Genomic DNA, 25,827 nt, shown 5'->3' on the forward strand with positions numbered 1-25,827 from the left:
GTGACTCGTTGGCACCTCCGACAGTTTGATATTGGATAGTTGACTACAGTGTATGTGTGTAGTTACCATGTCTATGGGTGCCTACGACGAAGACGAACATGAACGCCGTGAGGCAAAGCACAGCGTCGAAGTCTCGGACGACGACACGCGGTCCACGTACGAGGGCTCCGTCGAGTTCGACTCCGGCGACTCCACCGAGGAGTTGCTCGACCAGTTCGAGCAGATGAAGAGCTAGTTCCTGAGGACGTACAGCGACACGGTCGTCACGACGACCACGGCGACCACGTGGCCCGCCACCGCCGCCACCAGCACGGGATGCCCCCAGAGGAACGGCAGTAACACGGCCTGGAGGACCCCGAACCCGAGCGTTCGGACGTCGACGCCCGCCAGCCGGTCGGCCGCCTCCGGCGAGAGGTCTCGGGTGAGCGACCGCCACAGCCCCACGACCGCCGCCCACCAGCCCGTGCCGATGCGGTAGCAGACGTCCCAGAGCACGAGCAGCGCGAGCGCCGACGGCACCACGGGCGGCTGCTCCCCGAGCAGGCTCGCGAACAGGGTCGCGCCGTCCCGCGGGTCCCAGACGAACAGGTACGTCATCAGGAGGACGAACGAGAGCACGCCCAGCACCACCTCGATGCTGGACGCGAACAGGAGCCGGCGGTACGTCGGCGGGACGCCCGGGCCGCGCGCTCGCTTCCCGATGTCGAGCATGAACGCGCTGCCGGCGGCCGCCACCAGCACCGCCAGCGTCCCGGGCAGTATCGCGCCGGGGAGGTCGTAGACGGCGGCCAGCACGAGCACGCCCGCCTCGAACAGCAGGAACTGCACGACCACCGCCAACCGGTCGGAGATGTCGATACCGGGAATCGCGCCGACGATGCTCTCGTACACCCACGTCTCGCCGTAGACGCCGCCAGCGGTCGCCGGCTCGGGGGGCGCGGACGCCGGTGTGTCGTCGCCGCGCCCGTCAGTCATCGACGGCCACCCCGCGCTCGCGGAGCGCGCGCTCGGCGGCCACGTCGAACGGCGTCAGGTCCACGTCGACGAGGTCCCGGATGCGGTCGTCGGTGACGACGACGGGGTTCTTCAGCCCGTGGATGAGGGGGTGGGCGACGCTCCGCGGCACGTCGGTCACGAGGTCCACCCAGTACGTCGACAGCGACGGGGACAGCACCGGAATCGGGAGAATGTACAGCCGGCGGCCCGCCAGCCGGGCGGTGCGTTCGAGCATCGCCTGATAGGAGAGCACGTCCGGCCCGCCGACCTCGTACGTGTCGCCGGCGGTCTCCGGGGCGTCGAGGACGCCGACGAGGTACGCGACGACGTCCGCGACGGCGATCGGCTGGCAGGGCGTCCGCACCCACTGCGGCGTCACCATCAGCGGCAGCCGGTCGACCAGCTGGAAGACTAGCTCGAAGCTCGCGCTCCCGGCCCCGACGACGACCGCGGCCCGCAGCGTCGTCAGGTCGAACGCGGCGTTCGCGAGCACGGCCTCGACCTCCCGCCGGGATTCGAGGTGTTCGGAGAGGTCGCTGCCCTCCTCGCCGAGCCCGCCGAGATAGACCACGCGGTCGACGCCCGCGGCGTCCGCGGCCGCGGCGAAGTTCCGGGCGGCCCGGCGGTCGCGCTCGGCAAACCCCTCGCCGGCCCGCATCGAGTGGACGAGGTAGTAGGCGGCGTCGACGCCGTCGAAGACGCCGGTCAGCGACTCGGCGTCGAGCAGGTCGCCCTCCGCGACCTCGACGCCTTCGGGCGGGTCGTAGCCGGAGGCGTCGCGGACGAGCGCTCTGACGTCGTGGCCGGCAGCGACGAGTTCGGGAGCGAGCCGGCCGCCGACGAAGCCGGTCGCGCCAGTGACGAGTACGCGCACGACCACGCCAACGCACGGCGAGGGGTTAAGTGTCGGCCACGCTGGCACCCGCCCGCGTGTAACTATCGTGAGACATCCCGAGAGCTATGTAGCACACATTCCCGTACACACGCCTCAGACCCCCCTGTACCCCTATTATAAACGGGTTTAGTACCGCACCGCCGGCATTCAGGTGATGGCACCCGACCCAGACCGGCTGTCCGACGCGGTATCACGGCGGAAGTTCGTCGCGGCGACCAGCGCCGCCGGCATTGCAGCAGTCGCCGGCTGCTCCAGTAACTCGGGCGACGGTGACAGCAGCGGTGACGCGGCCCAGACGGAGAACACTGCCCAGGAGAGCACCGCTGGCGACAGCCAGTCCCAGCAGCTCGCGACCGACACCCTGACCGGCGACGGCTCCTCGACCGTGTTCCCCATCGCGAACACGGGTGCCTCCTACTGGAACTCCAACCCGGAGCCCGGCGACGGGGACTACTTCCCCCAGGAGTGGGCCGACGAACTCGGCACCGACATGCGGCTCGCCGACTACTTCGCCACCCAGTACGGCTGGGCGGAGAGCGGCGAGCGTTCGGTGCCGCCGTTCCGCGTCAGCATCGCGCTCTCGCACTCCGGCACCGGCATCGAGGGCGTCATGGAGGAGCGCATCGACATCGGTGACGCGAGCTCCACGGCGGAGGCGGAGCTCGCAGGCAGTGACGTCACCGACGAGGAGATGGACAAGTTCGTCGACCACGTGGTCGGCGTCGACGGGCAGCCCATCGTCGTCTCGAAGGAGATCAAGGACGCGGGCGTCGACCAGATCACCATCGAGGAGCTGCGAAAGATCTACCGGCAGGAAATCACGAACTGGAGCGAGCTCGGCGGCCCGGACAAGGAGATTCTCGCGCTCGGTCGCGCTCGCGGCTCCGGGACGAACACGGCGTTCCTCGTGAACGTCATGGGCGACGCGGAGGCGAGCATCTCGCCGGACCAGCGTTACGCGAAGAACCAGCAGCTCAAGCAGGCCGTCTCGCAGGCCGACAACGCCATCGCGTACATCGCGCTGGCGTTCGTCGAGCCGGACGGCCAGGTGCCGCCCATCGGCCTCGAAATCGACGGCACACTCTACGAGTACGGGGAGAACCTCGGCTCGAAGGAGTACCCGCTGGCGCGCGACCTCCACTGCTACACGTGGGAGGACACGAGTCGTCAGGAGGCCGCCTTCATCAACTTCCTGCTGTCCGACTTCGGTCAGAAGCACTTCGTCGAGTCGAAGGACTACTTCGCGCTGCCCGACGAGCGGCTCGAAACCCAGCGCGAGATGGTCGCGGCGAGCAACTACGAGTAACGGACAGTCCCGCGGACTGTCAGCCTGTCATCCCCCTGCCGTCCGCTTTCGAGTACACCGAACACCCACACAGTTATCGCACACATGGCATCCAGAATCGTCGAGCGCTTCGAACACGTCCGGTCCCGGAACGAGGACGCCGCGCTGGTCTTGCTGGCGGTGACCGCGCTGTCGCTGGTGGCGGCGTTCGTCCTGTTCTACCTGCAGTCCCGGTGGACCGTCGTCCCGGTGGCGTCGTTTCTCCTGTTGACCGTGGTCGGCTGGGTGAAGTATCAGGCGACAATCGCCCGCGGCCTGACGTTCGTCATGACCGTCGCGACGGTCGGCGTCCTCGGACTCATCGTCGTGTTCCTCGTCGTTCGCGCGTGGCCGGCGTTCGACCAGATGGGACTGGCGGCGCTGTACCGGGTCGAGGAGCCGCTCTGGCCGCCCCGACCGGACTCGTCGTGGTCGCTCGCGCCGATGATTGTCGGCACGCTGATGACGACGGTAATCGCGACGGTGGTCGCCGCACCCCTCGGCGTCGCTGGCGCACTCTACATCAGCGAAATCGCGTCCGACACCACTCGCGAGGTCGTGAAACCCGGCATCGAGCTGATGGCGGGAATCCCCTCCATCACGTACGGCTTCATCGGGTTCGTCGTCGTGAACCAATTCTTCTACGAGGAGTTCCAGACGTCGACGATTGGGAACTACTTCACCGTCGGGACGATGGTGGGCATCATGGCGCTGCCGACCATCGTGTCGGTCGCCGAGGACGCCATTTCGACGGTGCCCGAGGCGATGAAGAGCGGGGCGCTGGCCGTCGGGACGACGAACTGGCAGACGATGAAGAGCGTCACCCTGCCGTCGGCGTTCTCCGGCGTCTCCGCCGCGGTCCTACTCGGTGTCGGGCGCGCGATGGGGGAGACGATGGCGGCGACGGTGATGATTCCGCACACGAAGGGGTTCGCGGACCCCGTCTACGACGTGTTCGGCGGCGTCGGGGAGACGCTAACGACCGTCATCGCCTTCGAGGGCGGGAACGCCGGGGGCCGCCACATCGAGGGGCTGTTCGCGGCCGGCGTCGTCCTGTTCGTGATGGTGCTCGTTCTGAGCGTCAGCGCGCAGGTGATTCAGGCCCGCATGCGGAACAAGTACGGTGGTGACCGATGAGCACGGTTGCCCGGAGCGAACTCGTCGCCACTGAGACGACGCTCCGCGAATACGTGTCGACGGGCGTGATGGCGGTCGGCGTGGTGCTGTTCCTCGCCAGTTGGGCCGTCCTGTTCCAGTGGGTCGGCGACAGCACGCCCGTCCTCGGCGTGGACGTGTTCACGCTGTTCGGCGTGCTGCTGCTCGCGATGGCCGCCGGTATCGCCGGGGTCGGTGTCGCCGCCCGGCTCGGCTACGTGTCCGCGTCGCCGTCGTCGTCCGCCGGCCTCGTCGTCGGCGGGCTGTTCGGCGGCGCTGGGTTCGCGACCGGCGGACTAGTGGCGTCCCAGACGCTCGGGATGGGGGCCGTCGGCTGGCTGGCGACCGCGCTCGCCGCCGGCGTCGCCGTCGCCGCGCTCGCCGTCGTCCCGCGCGAGGACATCGGGTCGACGTTCCCGCCGGCGCTGTACCTCGCGTTCGTCGGCGCGCTGCTCGTCACGGGCGTCCTCGATGTCGGATGGTCGTGGTCGCCGGACACCATCTCCGCGACGTTCTCCGGGCCCGTGATGGTGCCCGTGCTGACCATCACGGGGTCGCTGATCGGCTCCTGGAGCGCCGCGAAGGCGCGCGCCGGCTTCGGAACGCAGGGCCGCGAGGGCGGCGCGTTCTACCTGATTCGGCTGAGCGTCTTCGGGATGCTCGGTGTCCTCGCGTTGCTCGTCGGCTTCATCGTGAAGAACGGGCTGGAGACGGCGCTGACGCGGGCGCGGGTCGGGCTCGGCGGCCACCTCGACCTGCCCGGGGCGCTGTTCGGCGTGCAGTTGCCGGACTGGACGGTGCCGTTCGTCGACCTCAAACTGCCGTTCGTGACAAACGTCACCCAGAACCTCTACATCGAGGTCCCGGGGCTCGCGCCCGCCATTCTCGGGACGCTCTGGCTGGTCGCCGGCGCGATGCTGTTCGCCATCCCGCTCGGACTCGCGGCGGCCATCTACCTCGCCGAGTACACCGAGAGCCGGCGGTTCCGGCAGGTCGTGGAGGTCGCGACCAACGGCCTCTGGAGCACACCGAGCATCGTGTTCGGGCTGTTCGGTCTGGCGTTCCTCGTTCCCCGGTTCAGCGGCGGGAAGTCGCTGCTGTCGGGCCAGCTCGTCCTCGGCTTCATGCTCCTGCCGCTGGTCGTCATCACGAGCTACGAGTCCATCGTCGCCGTCCCGGACGAGTACCGGGACGCGAGCGCAGCGCTCGGCGTGACCCAGTGGCAGACGATCAAGAGCGCCGTGCTGCCGGCGGCGATGCCGGGTGTCATCACCGGTGTCATCCTCGGCGTCGGCCGCATCGCCGGCGAGACCGCGCCGCTCCTGCTCGTGTACGGCGGACAACCGTTCTCCGACAAGAACCCGAGCGTGCTGTCGTCGTTCGAGTTCACGAGTTCGCCGCCGTTCGTCTCCAACTCGGCGCTGATGGAGCGCGGCAGCGCGCTCCCCTACCAGCTCTACACGTCGATTACGAACGGACGGCTCCCCGGGCAGGGCGCGCCGTTTTCCGTGCAGGACTTCGGGTGGGGGACCGCCCTCGTCCTGCTGGTCGTCGTGCTGGGGCTGTACGCGTTCGGTATCGCCGGTCGAATCTACTTCCGGAGGAAGCTGTACAATGAGTAACGCCGACACCACACCGCAGCGACAGGGCGCACAGGCGACCGAGACGACCACCGGCGAGACCGTCGAGGAGGTCCGCGAGGAGTGGGGCGACTACGACTTCGACGGGGAGACGATGGTGTCCGTCGAGGACGTGAACGTCCACTACGGCGACGACCACGCGCTGAAAGACGTCTCGATGGACATTCCCGACGAGTCCGTGACGGCGCTCATCGGGCCGTCGGGCTGCGGGAAGTCTACCTTCCTCCGGTGTCTGAACCGGATGAACGACCGCATCAAGTCCGCGCGCATCGACGGCTCCGTCGAGGTCGGCGGCGAGGAGATCTATCAGGACGGCGTCGACCTCGTGGAGCTACGGAAGCGCGTCGGGATGGTGTTCCAGGCACCGAACCCGTTCCCGAAGTCCATCCGGGAGAACGTCTCCTACGGGCCGCGCAAGCACGGCGACATCGACAGGGGCCTGCTCAGTCGGCTGTTCGGCCGCGACGACGCCGACGCCGAGGCAGCGCTCGTGGAGCGGTGTCTCCGCGACGCGGCGCTCTACGACGAGGTCTCGGACCGCCTCGACGACAACGCCCTCGGGCTCTCGGGCGGCCAGCAACAGCGGCTCTGCATCGCTCGCGCGCTCGCCGTCGACCCAGACGTCCTCCTGATGGACGAGCCGGCGTCGGCCCTCGACCCCATCGCGACCGCGAAAATCGAGGACCTCATCGAGGACCTCGCCGAGGACTACACGGTCGTCGTCGTCACGCACAACATGCAGCAGGCCGCCCGAATCAGCGACCAGACAGCGGTGTTCCTCACGGGCGGTCGGCTCGTCGAGTACGGTGACACCGACCGGGTGTTCGAGAGCCCGGAGAGCCAGCGCGTCGAGGACTACATCACCGGCAAGTTCGGGTGATTCCGTGCCACGAGACACGTACCAGGCGGCACTCGACGACCTGCGCGCCGACGTCGTCGCGATGGGCGAACTCGTCTTGAGCCGCCTCGACGACGCGCTCGCGGCGCTCACCGACGGCGACGAGGCGGCGGCGCGAGCCGTCGTCGACGGCGACGACGAGGTGAACGACCGCTACCTCGCGCTGGAAGCCGACTGCGTGGACCTGTTCGCGCTCCAGCAGCCGGTCGCGGGCGACCTCCGGTTCGTCGCGTCGTCGTTCAAGGTGTTGACCGACCTCGAACGCGTCGGCGACCTCGCCGTGAACCTCGCCACGTACGCGCTGGACACCCGCGACGACCACGTCTCGGACGTCGACCTCGGCGGCATCGGCGTCGCCGTCCGCGACCTGTTCGCGGACGCCGTCGAGGCGTACGCCGACGGCGACCCCGACGCCTGCCGGGAACTCGCTGCCCGTGACGACGAGGTGGACGCGCTCTGCCAGCAGGCGGGCGAGCGAATCGTCCGCGACCTCGTCGAGCGGGGAGGCGGCGACGACGGCCCGTGGGCAGTCGAAGCCGTCTTGGACGACGTCTCCCGGCTGCTGCTGTCGGTGCGGGACCTCGAACGGATTGCCGACCACGGCGTGAACGTCGCCGCGCGCACGCTGTACGACATCGAGAGCGACCCGGAGCTGGTGTACTGATGGAGACGCGGAAGGTCCAGCAGGTCGGCGGCGGCACGTACACCGTCTCGATTCCCGTCCACTGGGCGAACGAACACGGCGTCGGCGCGGGCGACACCGCCTACCTCTACCCGCACAGCGACGGCTCGCTCGTCGTCCGGTGGGCCGAACGCGACCACAGCGCGCTCGCGGCGACGACCGTCGACCTCGACGGCGGGACGCCCGCGGCCGCCGAGCGCGCCCTCGACGCCGCGTACACCGCCGGCTTCAAGCGCATCGAACTCCGCGCGGCCGGCGGGCTCGACGACGAGCAGCGGCGGGCCATCGTCGACCGCGCCCGCACCCTGAGCGGCGTCGGCGTCACCGAGGAGGACGACAGCGCCGTGGTCGTTCAGGGCCTCCTGGACGCCGGCGACGTCTCGATTCGCCAGTCGGTCCTCCAACTCCGGTTCAGCGCGCTGTCGGTACACGAGCAGGCGACCGCCGCGCTGGCTGCGGCCGTCCCGGACGTCGACCGCGTGCTCGACCGCACCCGGGAGAGCGACCGGCTCGCGCGGCTGGTGGCCCGCCAGGCGAACCGCGCGCTCGTCGACCGGAGCGTGCTGGACGCGCTCGGACTGTCCCGCCGGCGGCTCGCCGAGTACGCCGTCGCCGCCCGGCAGCTCGACCGCGTCGCGGGCCACGCGGCCGGCGTCTCGCGGCGCGTCCGGGACTGCGACGGGCTCACCGAGGACGTGGCGGCCGAACTCAGCGACCTCGGCGAGGTCGCCCGCGATGTCGTCGACGACGCCACCGACGCGCTGGTCGACGGCGGCGACCGCGAGGCCGCCCAGACCGTCCACGACCGGGCGGGAGCAGTCGCCGCCGAGGGCGAGCGCGTCGAGCAGGCGCTCGTCGAACGCGAGGCGGCCGCGAGCACGCACCTGGTCCGGGTGCTCGACCACCTGCTGCGGACGGCCGCCTGCGGCGAGCGCGTCGCGGCCGCGGCGCTCAGGGTCTCGCTCCAGTCGTAGGGTGACGCCGCCGCGACCACGTCGAGCCCTCTTCGTCAGTCCCAGCCGGGCGTCTCCGGCGCGCCCCGTGCCTCCTCGACGGCCGCGCCGAGTCCGGGGGCCGGCGTTTCGTTCCTGTCGGCGCGCTCCGTCCACTCGTCGATTGCCCGGCCGACCCAGGAGTCGGCGTCGAGGACCGTCTCGTAGGCCTGCTCGCGCTTCGTCGGTTCGACGGCGGTCGTGCCGGGCGCGCTGGCGGCGGCGACGGCGACGAACCGCGCGCGGTCCGCGTCCGTGAGTTCGCCGGCCGCCAGTCGGTCCACGACCCCGGATGGGAGATCGCCGGGGTCGGGGTACGCGAACACCTTCTGGCCGACAGCCTGCGGGCCGAACAGCAGACTGGACTGCTCCTCGGGCGGCGTGTCGTCGAGCAGCCGCTCGCCGCCCACGTGGGCCTCGACGCGCTCGCACTCGGTCTCGACGCCGAGTTCGAGGTTGTGCCCGGGGTACTCGGCGCACTCCTCGGGATAGACGGGGCTGTCGTGGATGCGACACTGCAGCGTCTCGGGGTCGAGGAACGCACACGTCGGCAGCCACGCGCCCTCGGTGTCGAACGGCGCGACGGGCTTCGGCGGCTTCCGGATGCCCACGAAGAACGCCGGCTGCCCGCGGATTGCGGCGACCTCGCGGCCGTTCACCGCGACGCTCGGGCTGTCTTCCGTAGCTTCCCAGAGCCGGGGCGTCAGCGCATCGCCGAGCCCGGCGTCGAGGACGGCCCGCACGTCGTCCCGCGTCAGCGGCACGAGGTTGTACGTGTCGTCGATGGGGTCCTGTGGCCCCCGGCGCTCGTGGTCGGGGACGTCGGCGAGCGCACGCCAGTCGACGCAACAGCCGGCGCAGTTCTCGCAATCGACCTCCATGCGCGGCGCTACGCGGCCCCGGGCGAAAGCGTTTGCCCGGCCCGCCCCAAGCCCGGGTATGAGCGAACGCTGTGACGCCTGTAGGGACGAGGTCCGGCTCGCGGGCGGCATCGCGAACATCTGGTCGAGCGAGCCCATCCACACCGGCGGAATGACTCTGGAGTTCGAGGACAACACCGAGCACTTCCTCTGTTTCGACTGCATCGAGGACCTGCCGGACGACCCCGAAGAGAGCGACGTGGACGCGCTGAAGGGATGACGTTATCCGGACGGCCTCCCTGCCTCCGACAGTGAATCCCGAGCGCATCGTCGGGGAGTTCCCCGCCCCCGAGTTCCGGGGCACCCAACAGCAGGCGCTGGCGGACATCCGGGACGCGTTCGCCGCGGGGAACGACGTGGTGCTGGTGCGGGCACCGACGGGCAGCGGGAAGAGCCTGCTCGCGCGCTCCATCATGGGGTGCGCCCGGCGGGCCGCCAACGCCGACCCGAGTGACGCCGTCGGCGCGTACTACACGACGCCGCAGGTGAGCCAGCTCGACGACGTGGCCGAGGACGACCTGCTGGAGGACTTCAAGCTCATCCGGGGGAAGTCCAACTACACCTGCATCCTCCCCGGCGAGGAGACGACGCCCGTGGACCGCGCTCCTTGCGCTCGCGAGCGCGGCTACGACTGCGCGGTCAAACACCGCTGCCCGTACTTCTCGGACCGCGCCATCGCGTCCTCCCGGGACTACGCGGCGATGACGCTCGCGTACTTCATGCGGACCGCCGGCTCGGAGGTGTTCCGGAAGCGCGACGTCTGCGTCGTCGACGAGGCCCACGGGCTCGCGGAGTGGGCGGAGATGTACGCGACCATCGACCTGAACACGCGGACGGTCCCGGTCTGGGAGGACGTGCGCGTGCCGGACGTGGACGGCGACCCGGACAAGGCGGTGGACTTCGCGGAGCACCTCGTGCGGGTCTGCGAGGGCGCGAAAGACGACCTGCTCGGACAGGACGAACTCACCGCCGAGGAGGTCGCCCGACGCGACCGCCTCCAGGAACTCATCTCCGAGTTGAACTGGTTCGTGGAGGACTACCGGGACCCCGAGTCCGCGACGACGTGGGTGGTCGACGCGGACGAATCGGCAGTCACTATCAAGCCGATGGACCCGGAGCGCTACCTCGCGCACACGGTCTGGGACCGCGCGAACAAGCACGCGCTGCTCTCGGCCACGATTCTGAACAAGGCGGCGTTCTGCCGGAGTGTCGGCCTCGACCCGTCGAACGTCGCGCTCGTCGACGTCGAACACACCTTCCCGGTCGAGAACCGGCCGCTGTACGACGTGACACAGGGGAAGATGACCTACGAGCACCGCGAGCAGACGCTGCCGAAGATGGCCGAGACCGTCGTGCGCGTGATGGCCCACCACCCCGACGAGAAGGGGATTATCCACGCCCACAGCTACGACATCGCGGAGAAGCTCGCGAGCCGCCTCGACGACTTCGGGGTCGGCGACCGCGTGCGCACCCACGACTCGGACAGCCGGGACGCCGAACTCGACCGCTGGAAGGCCAGCGACGCCCCAGAGGTGTTCGTCTCGGTGAAGATGGAGGAAGCCCTCGATCTGGCCCACGACCTCGGTCGCTGGCAGGTGCTGTGCAAGGCCCCGTTCCTCAACACGAACGACTCCCGTGTCGCCGCCCGGCTCTCGGACGGCCAGTGGGCGTGGTACTACCGGACCGCGCTCCGCACTGTCATCCAGGCCTGCGGCCGGGTCGTGCGCGCCCCGGACGACTACGGCGCGACGTACGTAGCTGACTCCAGCATCCTCGACCTCTTCGAGCGCGCCCGCACCGACATGCCGCCGTGGTTCGCCGAACAGGTCGACCGCATGAGCACGCCCGACCTCCCGCCCGCCAGCGCGCAGGCCGCGCTCGGCGAGACGACCACGAGCGTCCAGCAGGTCGAAACAGCCGGGAAATCGGACGGCAGCAGCGGGAGCGGCAGTCGCAGCGGGTCGGCCAGTGGCGGCAGTTCGACGAGCAGTGACTCCTCGGGTGGCGCACCAGTCGGCAGGACGACGGACTACAGCAGCGGCGACGACCGGCGCGACAGTCAGGGGTCGCCGGTCGCGGACGTCTGGGACACCGAGTAGCTAGAAGAACGAGACGGCGTACGCCACCGACGACCCGAGCATCAGCACAGTGAGGACGATGGCGAGGACCTGCTTGCGTTCCATGCCGTTCAGGTGTGGCTACCGCGGGTTAGGCGTACCGGTGGGCTTTCGGCCCGAGCGCCCGAAGGTCGGGTATGCTCCGAACGCGACTACTCGGCGTCGGACTGGTGGCGGCGGGACTGCTCCACCTCCTCGGCGCGGACCGGCTGCTGGACCTCGGCGAGACGATGTACGGCGTCGTGCTCGACGTGGACTTCGACCCCGGGCGGACGGCGGCGTGGCGCGTGCGGGGAGTCGGCCTGCTGTTCGTCGCCGCGGGCGCGCACCTCGCCTACCACGGCCGGGTGGTTCCCCGGGACGAAGCCGGACGACGGGAAGACGGTTAGTCCACGCGGGCGTCGAGGACGACGTGGAAGACGCCCTCGCTGTGGGACTTCACGCGGCGGCGGTCCAGAATCTCGACGGCGCGGTCGGCGCGCTCACAGCCCGCTCGTAATCGACCGAGCGGCCGGTCCCAGAGTTCGGGCTCAGGGACGGCGGCGTGGACGTGCAGCATCCCGCCAGCATCGAGCGCGTCGAGGGCGGCGGCGAGGTAGCCGGGGTCGTCGCCCGCGACCGGGCCGCCGAGCGCGTCGTAGTAGCCCATGACGACGCGGTCGGCCGACGCCTCGACCTCGCGGCAGTCGCCGAGGATGGTGTCGAGGGTCTCCGCCACGTCGTTGAGCTGGGCGTTCTCGGCGAGGAAGCGGAACGCCGTGGGGTTCTTCTCGACGGCCGTGACCTGGGCCCCGGCGCGCGCCATCGGGAGCGCGAAGTAGCCGATGCCGGCGAACATGTCCAGCACGCGCTCGCCTCGGGTGACTTCGTCGCCCATCCGGGCGCGCTCGGCCTTGTTCCCGGGCGAGAACATGACTTCGGCGAGGTCCATCGCGTACCGGGTGCCGTGCTCGACGTGGACCGTCTCGGTGTCGCCAACGCCCGCGACGACCGAGACGACGGGCTCGCGGTGCTCGCCGTCGACGCCGCCGCGGTCCAGCACGGTGTCGGCCTCCCGGTGGAGCGACAGGAGGGCGTCCCCGGCCTCGCCGGGCCGCGGGCAGTCACCGAAGTCCGCGAGAATCACGGAGCCGAGGACCGCCCACGACGAGGGGGCGCGGTCGCGCTCGGCGTCCGTCCAGCCGCGCTCGCGGAGCAGGTCGTCGAGGTCCGGGGCTCTGGGGTCGGGGTCGTCCTGGGCGATTGCGCGCTCGAACGGGACGCTGGCCGGCTCCTCGGTCACGGGGAGTTCGACGTGGTCCGCGTCGTGTTCGCAGACCTTCCGGCGGTCGTCGTAGACGCCCTCGGCTTCGAGGCCGTCGATGGCCGTCTGGCTGTCGGGCTTCGGGACGACGACGGCGAGCCTACGCATCGGGGAGAACGTGGAGGCCCGCGCGGGACTTCAGCGCCGGCACCGTCGACGCCTCGGGGTCGACGTAGTCCGGACGCGGCACGGTCTCGGCCTCGTAGGTCTCCGGGTCGAGAATCTGGATGGAGGCGTCGTCCTCGACGGTCACGACGGTCGACTCGACGGCGTCGTCGACCGAGCCGAGTTTCCGGGCGTCCGGGCTGTCGCCGTCCTCGAAGCTCGCCTCGTAGGACTCGCCCGTGGTCACGCGGACGCCCTTGAGGTTGCCGTGGTTCGAGCGCACGAGGACGGGTCCATCGTCGTCGTCCGCGAGGTCCACCACGTCTCCGGGCCGGAACTCGGGGAGGCGAACGGCGTACGTCACCCGGTAGACCTCGTTGCCGTCGTCGTCCTCCGTGATGAGCGTCTCGTGGTCCTCGAAGCCGCCCCCGAACTCCTCGACGAGTTTGCGGGCGAGCTTGAGCCCGATTTTCGTCGTGGAGAGCTTGATGTCGATACCGGACTCGGCCGGCGAGACCTCGGTGACGAACGCCTCGCGGTCGCCGGTGTCTTCGAGGTCGGCGACGATGCGGTGGGCGAGTTCGGTCGCGCGCTCGGTCTCTTCGCTGGACGGGTCTCTGCCCACGGCCCGCACCTGGACGGTGGAGGCGTAGGACTCGCCGGCGATGCGGCCACAGCGCTGGCAGGTCTGCCGGCTCACCTTCACCGTGACGGTGACCTGCTCGGTCTGGTGGGTGTCCCGGACGACGCCCGTGAACGTCGCGTGCATCCGGACGGTGTTGTCGTCCAGTTTCTCCGGGCGGACCTCCCAGTCGACGTCCTCCGCTTCGAGGTGGACGCCGAGCGCCTCGGTGGTCTCCGCGACGGCGACGTCGACGTAGTCGTCTGCGCCGATGTCCACCCAGCGGTTCCCGCGGTGGACGGCCCCGCAGCGAGCGCACACCATCACCTCGATGGTGTCGGGGGCGTCCACGAGGTCGAAGTCCTCGAAGTAGCAGGCGTCACAGAGCGACTGCTCGCGGCGCGTCGCGCCGTCACCCGGGGACTCCACCGGGTCGCCACACCGGGGGCAGAAGATGCCTGCGTCGGTCATGCTCCCGGATAGCGCGCGGAGGCTGTTAAGTACCCCGTCACGCACCGGGGCCGGCCCCGGCCGGTCGTCGCCGCCACGACCACCCGGTCGTCGCCGCCACGACCACCCGGTCGTCACCCCCGACGCGACCCGCCAGTTTCACTTTCAGTCTGGTGTATACGAGGCTTTATGCGTGGGCGGGCACAAGCAGTGGGTACATGCCCGAAGCAGACCTCGAGGAACTCCCCGGTGTGGGTCCCGCGACCGCAGAGAAACTCCGCGAGAACGGCTTCGACTCCTTCCAGAGTCTCGCCGTCGCCAACAGCGCGGAGCTGTCGAACACCGCCGACGTCGGCGAGAGCACGGCCGTCGACGTCATTCAGGCCGCCCGGGACGCCGCCGACGTCGGCGGCTTCGAGACGGGCGCAACCGTCCTCGAACGCCGCGAGAAGATCGGGAAGCTCACGTGGAACATCCCGGAAATCGACGACCTGCTCGGCGGCGGCGTCGAGACCCAGTCCATCACCGAGGTGTACGGCGAGTTCGGTGCCGGGAAGTCCCAGGTCACGCACCAGCTCGCGGTGAACGTCCAGCTCCCCAGCGAGCACGGCGGCCTCCACGGCCGCGCCGTCTTCATCGACTCCGAGGACACCTTCCGCCCCGAGCGGATCGACGACATGGTCCGCGGGCTCCCCGAGGAGAAGCTCGAAGCCTCGATGGAAGCCCACGGCGTCGAGGGCTCCATCGACGACGAGGAGGCGCTCACCGAACTGGTGCAGTCGTTCCTCGACAAGATTCACGTCGCGAAGGGGTTCAACTCCAACCACCAGATGCTGCTCGCCGAGAAGGCCAAGGAGATCGCCGGCGAACACGAGGACGACGACTGGCCGGTCCGACTGCTCGCCGTCGACTCGCTGACCGCGCACTTCCGCGCCGAGTACGTCGGCCGAGGCGAGCTCGCCGACCGCCAGCAGAAGCTCAACAAGCACCTCCACGACCTCGAGAAGGTCGGGAACCTCTACAACGCCGCCGTCCTCGTCACGAACCAGGTGCAGTCCAACCCCGACTCCTTCTTCGGGGACCCGACGAAGCCCATCGGCGGCAACATCCTCGGGCACAAGTCCACGTTCCGGATGTACCTCCGGAAGTCCAAGAACGACAAGCGCATCGTCAAGCTCGTGGACGCCCCGAACCTCGCCGACGGCGAAGCCGTGATGCGCGTTCAGGACGGCGGCCTCCGTCCCGAATAGTACCGTCTGCTCTGCGACGCGGCGTCACCGCGCTCTGCACACACGGCCCGCCAGCGCCGTTCGTGTAGTTAGCGGGCCTGTCGACCCTGCTCGGCTCGGCAGCGGGCCGGGAAAATGTAGGTGCTAGCGCGGTTCTGTGTGCAGACGAGTCTGTGACTGGAACAGTCGCGGGACGCACAGAAGACCGGGCCAACACGCCACGGAGCGCGAGTTAGGCGACTCCGAGTGCGAAGAACCCGGCGAGCGAGGCGGCCGCAACGACGAGTACCCCGACGAAGAGCAGGGCGTCGTCACGGGCAGTCGCGCGTCGGCCGAGCCGCCGCCGACCGACCGGTGCGAGTGCGACTGCTGCCGCGAGCAGTCCGAGACCGCCAACCGCGGGGAGGATCGCGGTGGGAACGCCCGCGGTGGCGTGCAAGGCGGCGATACCGAGCAGGCCAGCGGCGAGGACCAGATTGAGCGCGCTTCCCGTGTACCGTGCGACGGGTGCAACTGCCATGGTACTCTGTGGACGCGCGGTTGACAAATTCGTTGTGGCGGTCTCTCGTCGCTTCGCGAATCTCCATCCCCGGACTCGCATCTGTACTGAACGGGTGGTTCATCGCGGCACTTCGATGAAGAGAGTGTCTGTCGGCTACAGACGAAACGGAGTGGCCGCGAGCGTCAGTCGTCGTCCTCGGTCGTCGTCTGGTCGACGTCCTTCTCGCCCTCGTAGATTTCCGCGCCGTCCTGGACGACCTTCTCGGCGAGGACTGCGCACTTGATGCGCATCGGCGTCACCTCGACGCCGAGCATGTCGAGGACGTCGTCGCGGTCGAGGTCCTCGACCTCGTCGAGCGTCATCCCGGGGAGTTCCTGAGAGAGCATGCTCGCCGACGCCTGGCTGATGGCGCAGCCCTCGCCGCGGAACGCCACGCGCTCGATGGTCTCCTCGTCGTCCCGGAGTTCGACGTCGAACTCCAGTTCGTCGCCACACGAGGGGTTATAGCCCTCGTGGCTGAACGTCGGCTCCGGCAGTTCGCCGCTGTTCCGGGGGTTCCGGTAGTGGTCGAGAATCTGCTGCCGGTACATGTCCGAGCCCATGCTCATGTTGCCCGTTCGTAGGGCAGAACGTCGTAAAAGCGTTCCGCGAATGTCAGTAGCTACGTCGAGAACAGCTGGCGGGCCTCGTCGACGGCGTCGACGAGCGCGTCGACCTCCTCGCGGGTGTTGTAGAGGTAGAACGAGGCGCGGGCGGAGGCGGGCACGCCGAGGGTGTCGTGGAGCGGCTGCGTGCAGTGGTCGCCGGCGCGGATGGCGACGCCGTAGTCGTTCAGGATGGAGGAGAGGTCGTGGGCGTGGACGCCGTCGACGTTGAACGAGACGGCCGCGCCGCGGTCGTCGCCCGGCGGCCCGTAGACATCGACGTCGTCGTGGGCGGTGAGTTCGTCGTAGGCGTACTCCGTGAGCGCCTCCTCGTGGGCCTGAATGTTCTCCATGCCGACGTCTTCAAGGTAGTCGACGGCTTCGGCGAGCGCAATGCCCTGCGCGATGACCGGCGTCCCGGCCTCGAACTTCCACGGCGGGTCGTTCCACGTGGCGTCCTCGTAGGAGACGCGCTCGATCATCTCGCCGCCGTAGAGGAACGGCTCCAAGTCCGCCAGGAGGTGGCGTTTGCCGTAGAGGCAGCCGATGCCGGTCGGCCCGAGCATCTTGTGGCCGGAGAACGCGTAGAAGTCCGCGTCGATGTCCTGCACGTCGACCGGTCGGGTCGGTGCCGCCTGCGCGCCGTCCACGAAAATGTAGGCGTCGTGGTCGTGAGCGATGTCCGCGAGGTCGCCGACGGGGTTGACAGTGCCCAGCGTGTTCGAGACGTGGACGACGTTCACCATCTCGGTGTCGTCCGTAATCATCTCCTCGGCGGCGTCCATGTCGAGGTAGCCGTCGTCCGTGATGGGGATGTACTTCACTTCGGCACCGGTCTTCTCGGCGACCTGCTGCCACGTGACGAGGCTGGCGTGGTGCTCCATCTGCGTGAGCACCACTTCGTCGCCCGGACCGAGTTCGTTCAGCCCCCACGCGAACGCCACGAGGTTCTCGGCTTCGGTGGTGTTCTTCGTGAACACCATCTCCTCGCGGTCCTCGCCGCCGACGAACTCGGCGAGCTTGTCGTGGGCGTTCTCGTACGCGACAGAGGCCTCCTGGCTGAGTTCGTGGAGGCCGCGGTGGACGTTCGAGTTGTACCGCCGGTAGTAGTCCGCGATGGCGTCGACGACCTGATCGGGGGTCTGCGACGTCGCGGCGTTGTCGAGGTAGACGAGGTCCCGGCCGTCCGCGACCTCCCGCTCCAGAATCGGGAAGTCCGCCCGAATCGCGTCGACATCGAGTGACGCCTGCTCGCTTGCTTCCATTGGCCCGAGTTAGGGAGCGTGGCCACTATTGTCCTTCGGTGCGGTCAGAACTGCCGGGAGCAGTGGCGGCGTCGGTGAAGTTGCCCAGGCCGGCGGTCGACTACGGCTCCGAGGCGGCACCGACCGCGTCCGCGACCGCCTGGAGGTCGGCCTTCCGGAAGGTGGAGCCGTCTGCCGACTCCAGCGACTCCTCGATGCCGGCTTCGACCCGGGCGAGTCGGCGCATCCGCGACGTCGACGCTCCCCCCGCCTCGTCGACCCCGAGTGCCACACAGACCGCCTGCAGCTCTTCTTTCGTGAACGACGCTTCGACCTCGCGCTCGAAGCGACCAGTCGCCGCTCGAATCGCGTTCCGGAGTTCGTGGACAGTGGGACTCATGGCGTGTTACAGCCGCATGAACTGCGCGTGCAGTGTCTCGCCGAGGTCGAGGACGTTCCCCTCGTCGACGAACCCCGCTTCCACGGCGAGGTCGACGACCTCCTCGCCGACGAGGTTCGCGACTTTCGCCGACGCCAGCGACTCCCGGACCGCCTCCGGGGACGCCTCCTCGCCGCCGTAGAACTCCTCGTTGACGGTGAACTCCACGTCGCCGTTGTCGTAGGTCTCCCCGAGCACGTCGGGGTCACAGACGGCCACGAGGAGCCCGCGTTCGGTCTCGCGCTCGCTGAGTATCATCACTCGTCGACGAGTTCGCGCTCCTGCTCGGTCCGCAGTTCGTCGGCCTGCTCGGCGACCTCCGCGGCCTCCTCGTCGCGGCCGAGGGCTTCGAGCGCGCGAGTCTTCTCCTCGTAGACGTCGGCCTGCTGGAAGCCCAGGCGGATGGCGTTGTCGAGGGCGTCGAGGGCCTGCTCGGGGCGCTCGCGCTCGTTCTCGATGAAGCCGAGGTTGTACCACGCCTGCGGGAGCCGTTTATCCACGCGGACGGCCTCCTCGGCGTGCTCGTAGGCCTGCTCGTCCTCGCCGAGCTCCCAGAGCGCGTACGCCAGATTCGTGTGCGCGGCGGCCTCGTGGTCGCCGTCCTCGGCGACGAACAGCGCCTCGCGGTGCGCGCCGACGGCGGCGTCCCACTCCTCCATCTCGCCGTGCGCGATGCCCTTGTTCACCCACGCCTCCTGTTCGAGGTTCTCGTCGTCGGCGTACCGGGCGGCGCGCTCGAAGGTGTCGGCGGCCTGCTCGTTGCGGTTGATGCCCATGTAGCTCAGGCCGACGTCGACGAGTTCGTCGGCGTCGACCTCCTCGTTGTCCACGGAACGCTCGTCGAGCGTGTCCGCGACCACGCGGCTGTCGACGGGGTCGACCTGGTCGGGGTCGACGTCGAGTTCGGGCGGGTCGAGGTCGAACCCCTCGTAGGGGTCGTCGAAGCCCTGCCCCGACGAGAACTCGTGGTCGGGGTCCGTGACGTCGAGGTCCTCGTCGAGGCCGTCCTCCGCGGGGGCCTCGCTGTCGGCGTCCTCGGTGTCCTCAGTCATACGCCAGGGTTGGCGAGCCGCGGGGTTAAGGCCTCCGCAGTCGGAACGACCGGTATGCGCCTGTTCGTCAGCGTCGACCTCCCCGACGACCTCGCCGACGGCATCGCCGCCGTCCAGGACCGGTTCGCAGACGCCGACGGGCTCCGGTACACCGACCCCGGGCAGGCCCACGTCACGCTGAAATTCCTCGGTGACGTCCCCGAATCCCGTGCCGGCGACCTCGGCGACGCCCTCGAAACCGCGGTCGCGGACGCCGGCGTCGCGCCCTTCGACGCGAGCTTCGAGGGGCTGGGCGTCTTCCCGAGCCTCGACTACATCTCGGTCGTGTGGCTCGGCGTCGGCGACGGGAGCGAGAGGCTAACCGCGCTCCACGAGGCCGTCGAAGCCGAGTTCGTGAGCCAGGGGTTCGAGCCGGAGGACCACGATTTCACGCCGCACGTCACGCTCGCTCGGATGGAGCACGCCGGCGGCAAACAGCTGGTCCAGAACGTCGTCTCCGACTCGCATCCCGAAGTCGGCACCGCCCGCGTCGACTCGGTCCGACTCACGGAGAGCACGCGCACTGACGACGGCCCCGAGTACGAGACGGTGCGGACAGTCCGGCTGTGAGCGCGCGACGCAGGTCGACAGCGTCGACAGAAGAACAACGTTTTAACGACGGCGCTGGTACTCGCGTCCACTATGGGTAAGAAGTCGAAGTCTCAGAAGAAGCGGCTGGCCAAGCTGGAGCGCCAGAACAGCCGCGTCCCCGCGTGGGTCATGATGAAGACGAACCGAGACGTCCAGCGCAACCCGAAGCGCCGCAACTGGCGGCGTAACGACACCGACGAATAATGAGCGCCAGCGACTTCGAGGAGCGCATCGTGACGGTGCCGCTCCGCGACGTGACGAAGGTCCCGAGCCACGAGCGAGCCGGCGAGGCGATGAAGATCGTCCGCCAGCATCTCGCCAAGCAGTTCGCCGTCGACGAGGACGAGGTCCGCATCGACCCGTCCATCAACGACGCCGTCTGGAGCGAGGGCAACAACAGCTCGCCGCGGAAGGTCCGCGTCCACGCCGCCCGCTTCGCCGAGGACGGCGAGACGGTCGTGGAAGCCGAGTACGAAGGCTAAAGCTTGCTCCGCGCTGCGTTCCACGGTTCCTCGTACGTCGGCGTGTTCGCCCGCGCCACCGACGACTGCCTGCTCGTGCGGCCCGACCTCGAAGACGACCACACCGAGTCGGTCGCCGACGAGCTCGGCGTCCCGGCCGTCCCGACGACCGTCGGCGGGTCGGCCACGGTGGGTTCGCTGGCCGCCGGCAACGGCAACGGCCTGCTCGTCAGCAGCCGCATCCGGGACCGGGAGCGCGACCGCATCGAGGATGTCGGCGTCTCCGTCGGCGAGCTCCCCGGCCGCGTGAACGCCGCGGGGAACGTCGTCGTCGCGAACGACAACGGCGCGTACGTCCACAGCGAGCTCTCGGACGACGCCGTCGACGCCGTCGAGGACGCCCTCGGCGTCCCGGCGACCCGCGGGACGCTCGCGGGCGTGAACACGGTCGGCACCGCGGCCGTCGCGACGAACGACGGCGTGCTCTGCCACCCGAAGGCGACCGACAAGGAGCTCGACCGCATCGAGGACGCGCTCGACGCGTACGCCGACGTCGGCACGGTGAACTACGGCGCGCCCCTGGTCGGCTCCGGGCTGGTCGCCAACGACGCCGGCTACGTGGTCGGCGACGACACCACCGGCCCCGAACTCGGCCGCATCGAGGACGCGCTCGGCTACATCGAGTAAGCACTCTCTATCTCTCTCACTCTTGAAGCACCCCGAGTGGCGACACCGGCTACCCAACCGTGTCAGTCCGTGAAGGGGCCGGTCGCTGTCCTGGTGGAATCTCCAAGGGCGACGACTGAGCGTAGCGAAGGAGGAGGGTCGCCGGAAATCGGAGATTTCCGAGACCTCGAGAGACGCGCTGCGTCTCTCGGTGGCTTGGAAGGGAAGATACTTCCCGCTCGCAGCCGGATTCAGTGACATGAGTCTCGGAGGCGGCGGTCAACAGCAGCTGCAGCAGTTGTCCCAGGAAATTCAGGCAATCGAGGAGGAGATCGAGGAGCTCGAAGCGGACGTCGAGGAGCTCCGCGAGGAGCAGACCGAAATCGAGGAGGCCAAGGAGGCCCTCGACGTGCTCGAGACCGGTTCGACGGTGCAGGTCCCGCTGGGCGGCGACGCGTACGTTCGGGCCGAGGTCGAGGACATCGACGAGGTCGTCGTGAGCCTCGGTGGCGGCTACGCCGCAGAGCAGGACGCCGAGGACGCCGTCGACGTGCTCGACGAGAAGAAGGCGACCATCGACGAGCGCATCGAGGACGTGCAGGGCGAAATCTCGGAGCTCGGCGAGGAGGCCGACCAGCTCGAGCAGCAGGCACAGCAGGCACAGCAGCAGATGATGCAACAGCAGATGCAGGCCCAGCAGGGGCAGCCGCCGCAGGACGACGAGTAAGGTCCCATGTTCGATGGGCTGAAGGACAAACTCTCGAGTTTTCGGGAGGACGCCGAGGAGGTCGCCGAGGAGAACGCCGAGGAGCTCGACGACCCCGAGGCAGTCGAGGACGATGCGGTCGACGACGATTCGACAGCCGAGGGTCCGTCCGATGATTCGCCCGAGGGAGGCGATTCCGAGGACGCCGACTCGCCGGCAGCCGAAGCCGACGCCTCGGAGACTGAACCCGAGGACGAAGCCGACGAGGACGACAGCTCCTCGGCGGGCTTCGTGAGTCGCGCGGCGTCGATGGCACGCGGCCGTGTCGTCATCGACGAGGAGGACCTCGAAGAGCCGCTGCGAGAACTGGAGTTCGCGCTCCTGGAGAGCGACGTGGAGATGAGCGTCGCCGAGGAGATTCTCGACCAGATTCGCGACGAACTGGTCGGCGAGGAGCGGAAGTTCACGGAGTCGACGGGTGCGCTCGTCGAGGACGCGCTCCGGGACGCCCTCCTGTCGGTCATCGACGTCGGACAGTTCGACTTCCTGGAGACGGTCGCGGCCAGCGAGAAGCCGGTCACTGTCGTGTTCACGGGCGTCAACGGCGTCGGGAAGACGACGTCGATCGCGAAGGTCGCGAAGTTCCTCGAGGACCGCGGGTTCTCGACCGTGCTGGCGAACGGCGACACGTACCGCGCCGGCGCGAACCAGCAGATTCAGGAGCACGCCGACAACCTCGGGCTGAAGTGCATCAGCCACGAGCAGGGCGGCGACCCGACGGCGGTCGTCTACGACGCCGTGGAGTACGCCGAGGCGAACGACGTCGATGTCGTGCTCGGCGACACGGCGGGCCGGCTGCACACCAGCGACGACCTGATGAGCCAGCTGGCGAAGCTGAACCGGGTCGTGGAGCCCGATCTCACCATCTTCGTGGACGAGGCGGTCGCGGGTCAGGACGCCGTGAACCGCGCCCGCGAGTTCGACGGTGCGGCCGAAATCGACGGTGCTATCCTGACGATGGCGGACGCCGACAGTCAGGGCGGCGCTGCCATCTCGGTCTCGCACGTCACCGGGAAACCCATTCTCTTCCTGGGGACCGGCCAGGGGTACGACGACCTCCAGCCGTTCGACCCCGAGGAGCTGGTCGACGACCTCGTCGGCGACGACGAGTAGCACCGCTCCGCGCTCTCTGTTCTCGCCTCGACAGTCCCGGCCACAGGCTCGTTCGCGCTGGCAGTGGTCGTCGGCGTTACGGCGCGTCGGCGTCCGGCGGTTCCGCGTCGACGAGCACGAGGTTCTGGCGGGTGCCGCCGCGGTCGTGAGCGCGTACACTGTCCACGTCCCAGGGCGGCACGGCGACGAGCACGAGCGCGTGCAGGTCGTCGGTGATTGTCACATCCGGGTTGCCGCGGGGGTGGGAGACGAACCGGCCGGCGGTCTGGCCGGCGGGCGCGGCGAGGTCGACGCCGAACACGCGCGTGAGGGCGTCGCCGGCGTCCGGGAAGTAGAAGTCCGAGAGCACGCGCGCGTCGGAGTCGAGATCGACGGCGTCGCCGTCGGTCGGCCGGAGGTCGCCTGCTGGCGTCGCTGCGAGGCGGATTGACACCGACCCGGGGTCGGCGTCGGCCGCGAGTTCACAGAGGACGTCGACGAGCGCGCGCGTCGCGTAGACGGGTGCCACGCATCCACGTACGGACCCGTCCGGGTTGAGGGTTCCCCCGGCGGCGAGTCCGGCCCAGTCGGCCGTCACGTCGGTGGCGTCGGGCAGTCACGGCCGCGTCGCGTGGAACAAGGCTCTTAGGGGGCGGTCGCGTAGCTGCTGGCAACAATGGTACTCGACGACCTCGGGAGTTCCCTGCGGGGGACACTGGACACGCTCCGCGGGAAGTCCCGCATCTCCGAGGAGGACGTCGACGAGGTCGTCAAGGAGATTCAGCGCTCCTTGCTGCAGGCCGACGTCGACGTGAGCCTCGTGATGGACCTCTCGGACTCCATCAAGGAGCGCGCACTCGAGGAGGAGCCGCCGGGTGGAACGAGCGCCCGCGACCACGTGCTCCGCATCGTCTACGAGGAGCTGGTGGGACTCGTCGGCGACTCGACGACCATCCCCCTCGAGGAGCAGACAATCATGCTCGCGGGCCTCCAGGGGTCCGGGAAGACGACGACCGCGGCGAAGATGGCGTGGTGGTTCTCGAAGAAGGGGCTGCGGCCCGCCGTCATCCAGACGGACACCTTCCGCCCGGGCGCGTACGACCAGGCCGAGCAGATGGCCGAGCGCGCCGAGGTGGAGTTCTACGGCGACCCGGACAGCGACGACCCGGTCCAGATCGCCCGCGAGGGCCTCGAAGCCACGGCTGACGCGGACGTCCACATCGTGGACACTGCCGGTCGGCACGCGCTGGAGGACGACCTCATCGCCGAAATCGAGGAGATCGAGGCGACGGTCGACCCCGACCGGAGCCTGCTGGTGCTGGACGCCGCAATCGGGCAGGGCGCGAAAGACCAGGCCCAGCAGTTCGACGAGTCCGTCGGCATCGACGGCGTCGCCATCACGAAACTCGACGGGACGGCGAAGGGTGGTGGGGCGCTGACGGCCGTGGACGAGACCGGCTCGACCATCGCGTTCCTCGGGACCGGCGAGACGGTCCAGGACATCGAGCGCTTCGAGCCCGATTCGTTCATCTCCCGGCTGCTCGGAATGGGCGACCTCAAGCAGCTCACCGAGCGCGTCGAGCGCGCGATGGAGGAGACGGGCGACGACGAGGAGGACTGGGACCCCGAGGACCTGATGAAGGGGGAGTTCACGCTCCACGACATGAAAAAGCAGATGCAGGCGATGGACAACATGGGTCCCCTCGACCAGGTGATGGACATGATTCCGGGGATGGGCGGCGGCGGCCTGATGGACGAACTCCCGGACGACGCGATGGACGTCACCCAGGAGCGCATGCGGAACTTCGAGGTCGTCATGGACTCGATGACCGAGGCGGAGATGGCGAACCCCCGGTCTATCGGCGCGTCCCAGGTCAAGCGAATCGCCAAAGGGTCGGGGCAGCCCGAGGAGACCGTCCGCGAACTGCTCGACCAGCACAAGATGATGGCGCAGACGATGAAGCAGTTCCAGGGGATGGGCGACGGCGACATGCAGCGCATGATGCAGCAGATGCAGGGCGGCGGCGGTGGCGGTGGCGGCGGGTTCGGCGGCATGTTCTAGGCGAAGCGCTTACCACCGCGCTCCGGCAAGATTGCGTGAATGCGTGACAAGGCCGGTGGTCGGGTGACCGGCGTGGTCCGCGGCGTGGAGCGCGTGCCGGCCGGCGAGGTGGCCGACGACGTGCGCTTCGACGCGACCCACGCGGTCGTGCTCACGGTCGACACGGGCGAGCAGCGGGTGCGCGCACTGGAGGCGTGGCCGAACAGCGGCCGCGCGTCGAGCCGACTCGCCCGCGTTATCGAGGCCGTCGGTGGGGGTGTAGACCGACCGCGGTCCCTCACCGGGGAGACCGTCGTCGTGCAGGAACGCGACGGCGTCCACCGGCTGGCCGTCGCGGCGACGGAAACCCATCACCGGACAGAGCCGGAGGGGTATCGCCGCGCGCACTCGCTGACCGAAGTCGCCGTGGTCGCGGGCGCGCTCGCCGGCTTCCTCGCCGCGCTCGCCGTCGCCGCCGGGTCGTGGCCGCTCGGCGCGGTGCTCGCCGTCGCCGCGGCGGCCCTGCTTCCGGTGTCGCTGTTCGCGGACGCGCGCCGGACCGACATCGGGGGGTGGTCGCCGCGGCCCGCGCCGTGGGCGCTCGGCGGCCTCGTGCCGGTTCTGAACGTCGCCGTCGCCGTCGCGTACCTCGCGCGGAAGACCGTCGCCATCGCCGGTGAGGGGGAACGGACGGTCTGGCGGGACGTGCTCTACGGCGTCGTCGCGGCGTTCGCTGTCGGCCTCGCGCTCGCTGCCGTCGAGCTCACGTCTCCTGTCGCCGCCGCCGTCACGGTCCACGCGTGGGCGCTCGCGCCGCTGGCCGTCTACCTCGACGGCGGGAGCGTCCGGCACGGCGACCGCCGCCCGAACCGGGCACCCTGGGTCGCCGGCGCGGCCTGCGTCGGCGGCGCGGGCGCGCTCGTCTACCTCCTCAAGACCGCGTGACGCCGGCCGCGCGAGGT

General features: G+C 69.4%; 31 protein-coding genes. 19 read left to right on the forward strand and 12 right to left on the reverse strand.

The window, feature by feature from the left end; genetic code table 11:
- The first annotated feature begins 67 nt into the window (after positions 1–67).
- A complete protein-coding gene (locus tag BMW35_RS15595) occupies positions 68–235 on the forward strand; it encodes a DUF5786 family protein (protein ID WP_245708192.1) in 168 nt (55 codons plus the stop codon).
- On the opposite strand, the gene BMW35_RS08465 is transcribed toward BMW35_RS15595, so the two are convergent.
- Together BMW35_RS08465 and BMW35_RS08470 are read right to left on the reverse strand one after the other, a co-directional pair.
- Positions 232–975 (reverse strand): DUF7530 family protein, encoded by a 744-nt coding sequence (locus BMW35_RS08465; RefSeq protein ID WP_089668916.1) that lies wholly within the window; start codon positions 973–975, stop codon positions 232–234. The two genes, BMW35_RS15595 and BMW35_RS08465, sit on opposite strands and share 4 nt — an antisense overlap.
- The gene (locus tag BMW35_RS08470) at positions 968–1,870 is read right to left on the reverse strand and encodes an NAD(P)H-binding protein (RefSeq protein WP_089668917.1); all 903 of its coding nucleotides are present in this window, start codon (positions 1,868–1,870) and stop codon (positions 968–970) included. The genes BMW35_RS08465 and BMW35_RS08470 overlap by 8 nt, the downstream gene beginning before the upstream one ends.
- Before the next feature lie 175 nt (positions 1,871–2,045).
- Between BMW35_RS08470 and BMW35_RS08475 the strand changes: the two genes are divergently transcribed.
- The 6 genes from BMW35_RS08475 (at position 2,046) to BMW35_RS08500 (ending at position 8,564) form a co-directional block, all read left to right on the forward strand.
- Positions 2,046–3,197: a PstS family phosphate ABC transporter substrate-binding protein gene (locus BMW35_RS08475; protein WP_089668918.1), complete on the forward strand. Its 1,152-nt coding sequence runs from the start codon at positions 2,046–2,048 to the stop codon at positions 3,195–3,197.
- 84 nt (positions 3,198–3,281) lie between these two features.
- Complete coding sequence (pstC, locus tag BMW35_RS08480) at positions 3,282–4,352, forward strand: phosphate ABC transporter permease subunit PstC (RefSeq protein ID WP_089668919.1); 1,071 nt, start codon at positions 3,282–3,284, stop codon at positions 4,350–4,352.
- Positions 4,349–5,992, forward strand: coding sequence for a phosphate ABC transporter permease PstA (gene pstA, locus BMW35_RS08485; protein ID WP_089668920.1), 1,644 nt, complete (start codon positions 4,349–4,351; stop codon positions 5,990–5,992). The genes pstC and pstA overlap by 4 nt, the downstream gene beginning before the upstream one ends.
- On the forward strand, positions 5,985–6,890 hold the full coding sequence (gene pstB, locus BMW35_RS08490; RefSeq protein WP_089668921.1) for a phosphate ABC transporter ATP-binding protein PstB: 906 nt from the start codon (positions 5,985–5,987) through the stop codon (positions 6,888–6,890). The genes pstA and pstB overlap by 8 nt, the downstream gene beginning before the upstream one ends.
- Positions 6,891–6,894: 4 nt before the next feature.
- A complete protein-coding gene (phoU, locus tag BMW35_RS08495) occupies positions 6,895–7,572 on the forward strand; it encodes a phosphate signaling complex protein PhoU (protein ID WP_089668922.1) in 678 nt (225 codons plus the stop codon).
- A complete protein-coding gene (locus tag BMW35_RS08500) occupies positions 7,572–8,564 on the forward strand; it encodes a phosphate signaling complex PhoU family protein (protein ID WP_089668923.1) in 993 nt (330 codons plus the stop codon). The genes phoU and BMW35_RS08500 overlap by 1 nt, the downstream gene beginning before the upstream one ends.
- Positions 8,565–8,599: 35 nt before the next feature.
- Here the strand turns inward: BMW35_RS08500 and BMW35_RS08505 are convergent, their stop codons facing one another.
- Positions 8,600–9,463, reverse strand: a complete 864-nt coding sequence (locus tag BMW35_RS08505) for a YkgJ family cysteine cluster protein (protein ID WP_089668924.1) — start codon at positions 9,461–9,463, stop codon at positions 8,600–8,602.
- 58 nt (positions 9,464–9,521) lie between these two features.
- Between BMW35_RS08505 and BMW35_RS08510 the strand changes: the two genes are divergently transcribed.
- The 3 genes from BMW35_RS08510 to BMW35_RS08520 all read left to right on the forward strand — a co-directional run bounded on the left by BMW35_RS08510 (position 9,522) and on the right by BMW35_RS08520 (position 12,008).
- Positions 9,522–9,722 (forward strand): DUF7561 family protein, encoded by a 201-nt coding sequence (locus BMW35_RS08510; protein ID WP_089668925.1) that lies wholly within the window; start codon positions 9,522–9,524, stop codon positions 9,720–9,722.
- Positions 9,723–9,753: 31 nt separating this feature from the next.
- Positions 9,754–11,601, forward strand: a complete 1,848-nt coding sequence (locus BMW35_RS08515) for a helicase C-terminal domain-containing protein (RefSeq protein ID WP_089668926.1) — start codon at positions 9,754–9,756, stop codon at positions 11,599–11,601.
- 155 nt (positions 11,602–11,756) lie between these two features.
- Positions 11,757–12,008: a hypothetical protein gene (locus BMW35_RS08520; RefSeq protein ID WP_089668927.1), complete on the forward strand. Its 252-nt coding sequence runs from the start codon at positions 11,757–11,759 to the stop codon at positions 12,006–12,008.
- Here the strand turns inward: BMW35_RS08520 and BMW35_RS08525 are convergent.
- Both BMW35_RS08525 and BMW35_RS08530 read right to left on the reverse strand, forming a co-directional pair.
- Positions 12,005–13,030: a class I SAM-dependent methyltransferase gene (locus BMW35_RS08525; RefSeq protein ID WP_089668928.1), complete on the reverse strand. Its 1,026-nt coding sequence runs from the start codon at positions 13,028–13,030 to the stop codon at positions 12,005–12,007. The two genes, BMW35_RS08520 and BMW35_RS08525, sit on opposite strands and share 4 nt — an antisense overlap.
- Positions 13,023–14,120 carry a 60S ribosomal export protein NMD3 gene (locus tag BMW35_RS08530; protein ID WP_089668929.1) on the reverse strand — a complete coding sequence of 366 codons (1,098 nt, stop codon included), beginning with the start codon at positions 14,118–14,120 and terminating at the stop codon, positions 13,023–13,025. The genes BMW35_RS08525 and BMW35_RS08530 overlap by 8 nt, the downstream gene beginning before the upstream one ends.
- A gap of 197 nt (positions 14,121–14,317) precedes the next feature.
- Here BMW35_RS08530 and radA point away from each other — a divergent pair, with 197 nt between their 5' ends.
- Positions 14,318–15,349 (forward strand): DNA repair and recombination protein RadA, encoded by a 1,032-nt coding sequence (gene radA / locus BMW35_RS08535; protein ID WP_089668930.1) that lies wholly within the window; start codon positions 14,318–14,320, stop codon positions 15,347–15,349.
- Positions 15,350–15,560: 211 nt separating this feature from the next.
- On the opposite strand, the gene BMW35_RS08540 is transcribed toward radA, so the two are convergent.
- From BMW35_RS08540 to BMW35_RS08565, 6 genes are all read right to left on the reverse strand, one after another.
- Positions 15,561–15,848 carry a hypothetical protein gene (locus BMW35_RS08540; protein ID WP_089668931.1) on the reverse strand — a complete coding sequence of 96 codons (288 nt, stop codon included), beginning with the start codon at positions 15,846–15,848 and terminating at the stop codon, positions 15,561–15,563.
- A gap of 164 nt (positions 15,849–16,012) precedes the next feature.
- Positions 16,013–16,438: an iron-sulfur cluster assembly scaffold protein gene (locus BMW35_RS08545; RefSeq protein ID WP_089668932.1), complete on the reverse strand. Its 426-nt coding sequence runs from the start codon at positions 16,436–16,438 to the stop codon at positions 16,013–16,015.
- A gap of 53 nt (positions 16,439–16,491) precedes the next feature.
- On the reverse strand, positions 16,492–17,739 hold the full coding sequence (locus BMW35_RS08550; protein ID WP_089668933.1) for an aminotransferase class V-fold PLP-dependent enzyme: 1,248 nt from the start codon (positions 17,737–17,739) through the stop codon (positions 16,492–16,494).
- A 100-nt stretch (positions 17,740–17,839) separates the two neighbouring features.
- Positions 17,840–18,118 carry a hypothetical protein gene (locus tag BMW35_RS08555; protein WP_089668934.1) on the reverse strand — a complete coding sequence of 93 codons (279 nt, stop codon included), beginning with the start codon at positions 18,116–18,118 and terminating at the stop codon, positions 17,840–17,842.
- A 6-nt stretch (positions 18,119–18,124) separates the two neighbouring features.
- Positions 18,125–18,415: a DUF424 domain-containing protein gene (locus BMW35_RS08560; RefSeq protein WP_089668935.1), complete on the reverse strand. Its 291-nt coding sequence runs from the start codon at positions 18,413–18,415 to the stop codon at positions 18,125–18,127.
- Positions 18,415–19,209, reverse strand: a complete 795-nt coding sequence (locus BMW35_RS08565; RefSeq protein WP_089668936.1) for a tetratricopeptide repeat protein — start codon at positions 19,207–19,209, stop codon at positions 18,415–18,417. Before BMW35_RS08565 ends, BMW35_RS08560 begins: the two co-directional genes overlap by 1 nt.
- Positions 19,210–19,263: 54 nt before the next feature.
- On the opposite strand from BMW35_RS08565, the gene thpR reads away from it, so the two are divergent.
- The 6 genes from thpR to ftsY all read left to right on the forward strand — a co-directional run bounded on the left by thpR (position 19,264) and on the right by ftsY (position 22,845).
- Complete coding sequence (gene thpR / locus BMW35_RS08570; RefSeq protein ID WP_089668937.1) at positions 19,264–19,818, forward strand: RNA 2',3'-cyclic phosphodiesterase; 555 nt, start codon at positions 19,264–19,266, stop codon at positions 19,816–19,818.
- A gap of 72 nt (positions 19,819–19,890) precedes the next feature.
- Complete coding sequence (locus tag BMW35_RS08575; protein WP_089668938.1) at positions 19,891–20,043, forward strand: 50S ribosomal protein L39e; 153 nt, start codon at positions 19,891–19,893, stop codon at positions 20,041–20,043.
- Positions 20,043–20,321 (forward strand): 50S ribosomal protein L31e, encoded by a 279-nt coding sequence (locus BMW35_RS08580; protein WP_089668939.1) that lies wholly within the window; start codon positions 20,043–20,045, stop codon positions 20,319–20,321. Before BMW35_RS08575 ends, BMW35_RS08580 begins: the two co-directional genes overlap by 1 nt.
- A 3-nt stretch (positions 20,322–20,324) precedes the next feature.
- Positions 20,325–20,987 (forward strand): translation initiation factor IF-6, encoded by a 663-nt coding sequence (locus BMW35_RS08585; protein WP_089668940.1) that lies wholly within the window; start codon positions 20,325–20,327, stop codon positions 20,985–20,987.
- 238 nt (positions 20,988–21,225) lie between these two features.
- A complete protein-coding gene (pfdA, locus tag BMW35_RS08590; protein ID WP_089668941.1) occupies positions 21,226–21,693 on the forward strand; it encodes a prefoldin subunit alpha in 468 nt (155 codons plus the stop codon).
- Between the two features lie 6 nt (positions 21,694–21,699).
- The gene (gene ftsY, locus BMW35_RS08595; protein WP_089668942.1) at positions 21,700–22,845 is read left to right on the forward strand and encodes a signal recognition particle-docking protein FtsY; all 1,146 of its coding nucleotides are present in this window, start codon (positions 21,700–21,702) and stop codon (positions 22,843–22,845) included.
- A gap of 76 nt (positions 22,846–22,921) precedes the next feature.
- Here the strand turns inward: ftsY and BMW35_RS08600 are convergent, their stop codons facing one another.
- Positions 22,922–23,353, reverse strand: coding sequence for a JAB/MPN domain protein-containing protein (locus tag BMW35_RS08600; RefSeq protein ID WP_089668943.1), 432 nt, complete (start codon positions 23,351–23,353; stop codon positions 22,922–22,924).
- Positions 23,354–23,500: 147 nt separating this feature from the next.
- Between BMW35_RS08600 and BMW35_RS08605 the strand changes: the two genes are divergently transcribed.
- Positions 23,501–24,886: a signal recognition particle protein Srp54 gene (locus tag BMW35_RS08605; protein WP_089668944.1), complete on the forward strand. Its 1,386-nt coding sequence runs from the start codon at positions 23,501–23,503 to the stop codon at positions 24,884–24,886.
- Between the two features lie 39 nt (positions 24,887–24,925).
- The gene (locus tag BMW35_RS08610) at positions 24,926–25,810 is read left to right on the forward strand and encodes a hypothetical protein (protein WP_089668945.1); all 885 of its coding nucleotides are present in this window, start codon (positions 24,926–24,928) and stop codon (positions 25,808–25,810) included.
- Positions 25,811–25,827 lie beyond the last annotated feature (17 nt).

Origin of the sequence: Halobacterium jilantaiense (assembly GCF_900110535.1) — an archaeon.
Classification (GTDB): domain Archaea; phylum Halobacteriota; class Halobacteria; order Halobacteriales; family Halobacteriaceae; genus Halobacterium; species Halobacterium jilantaiense.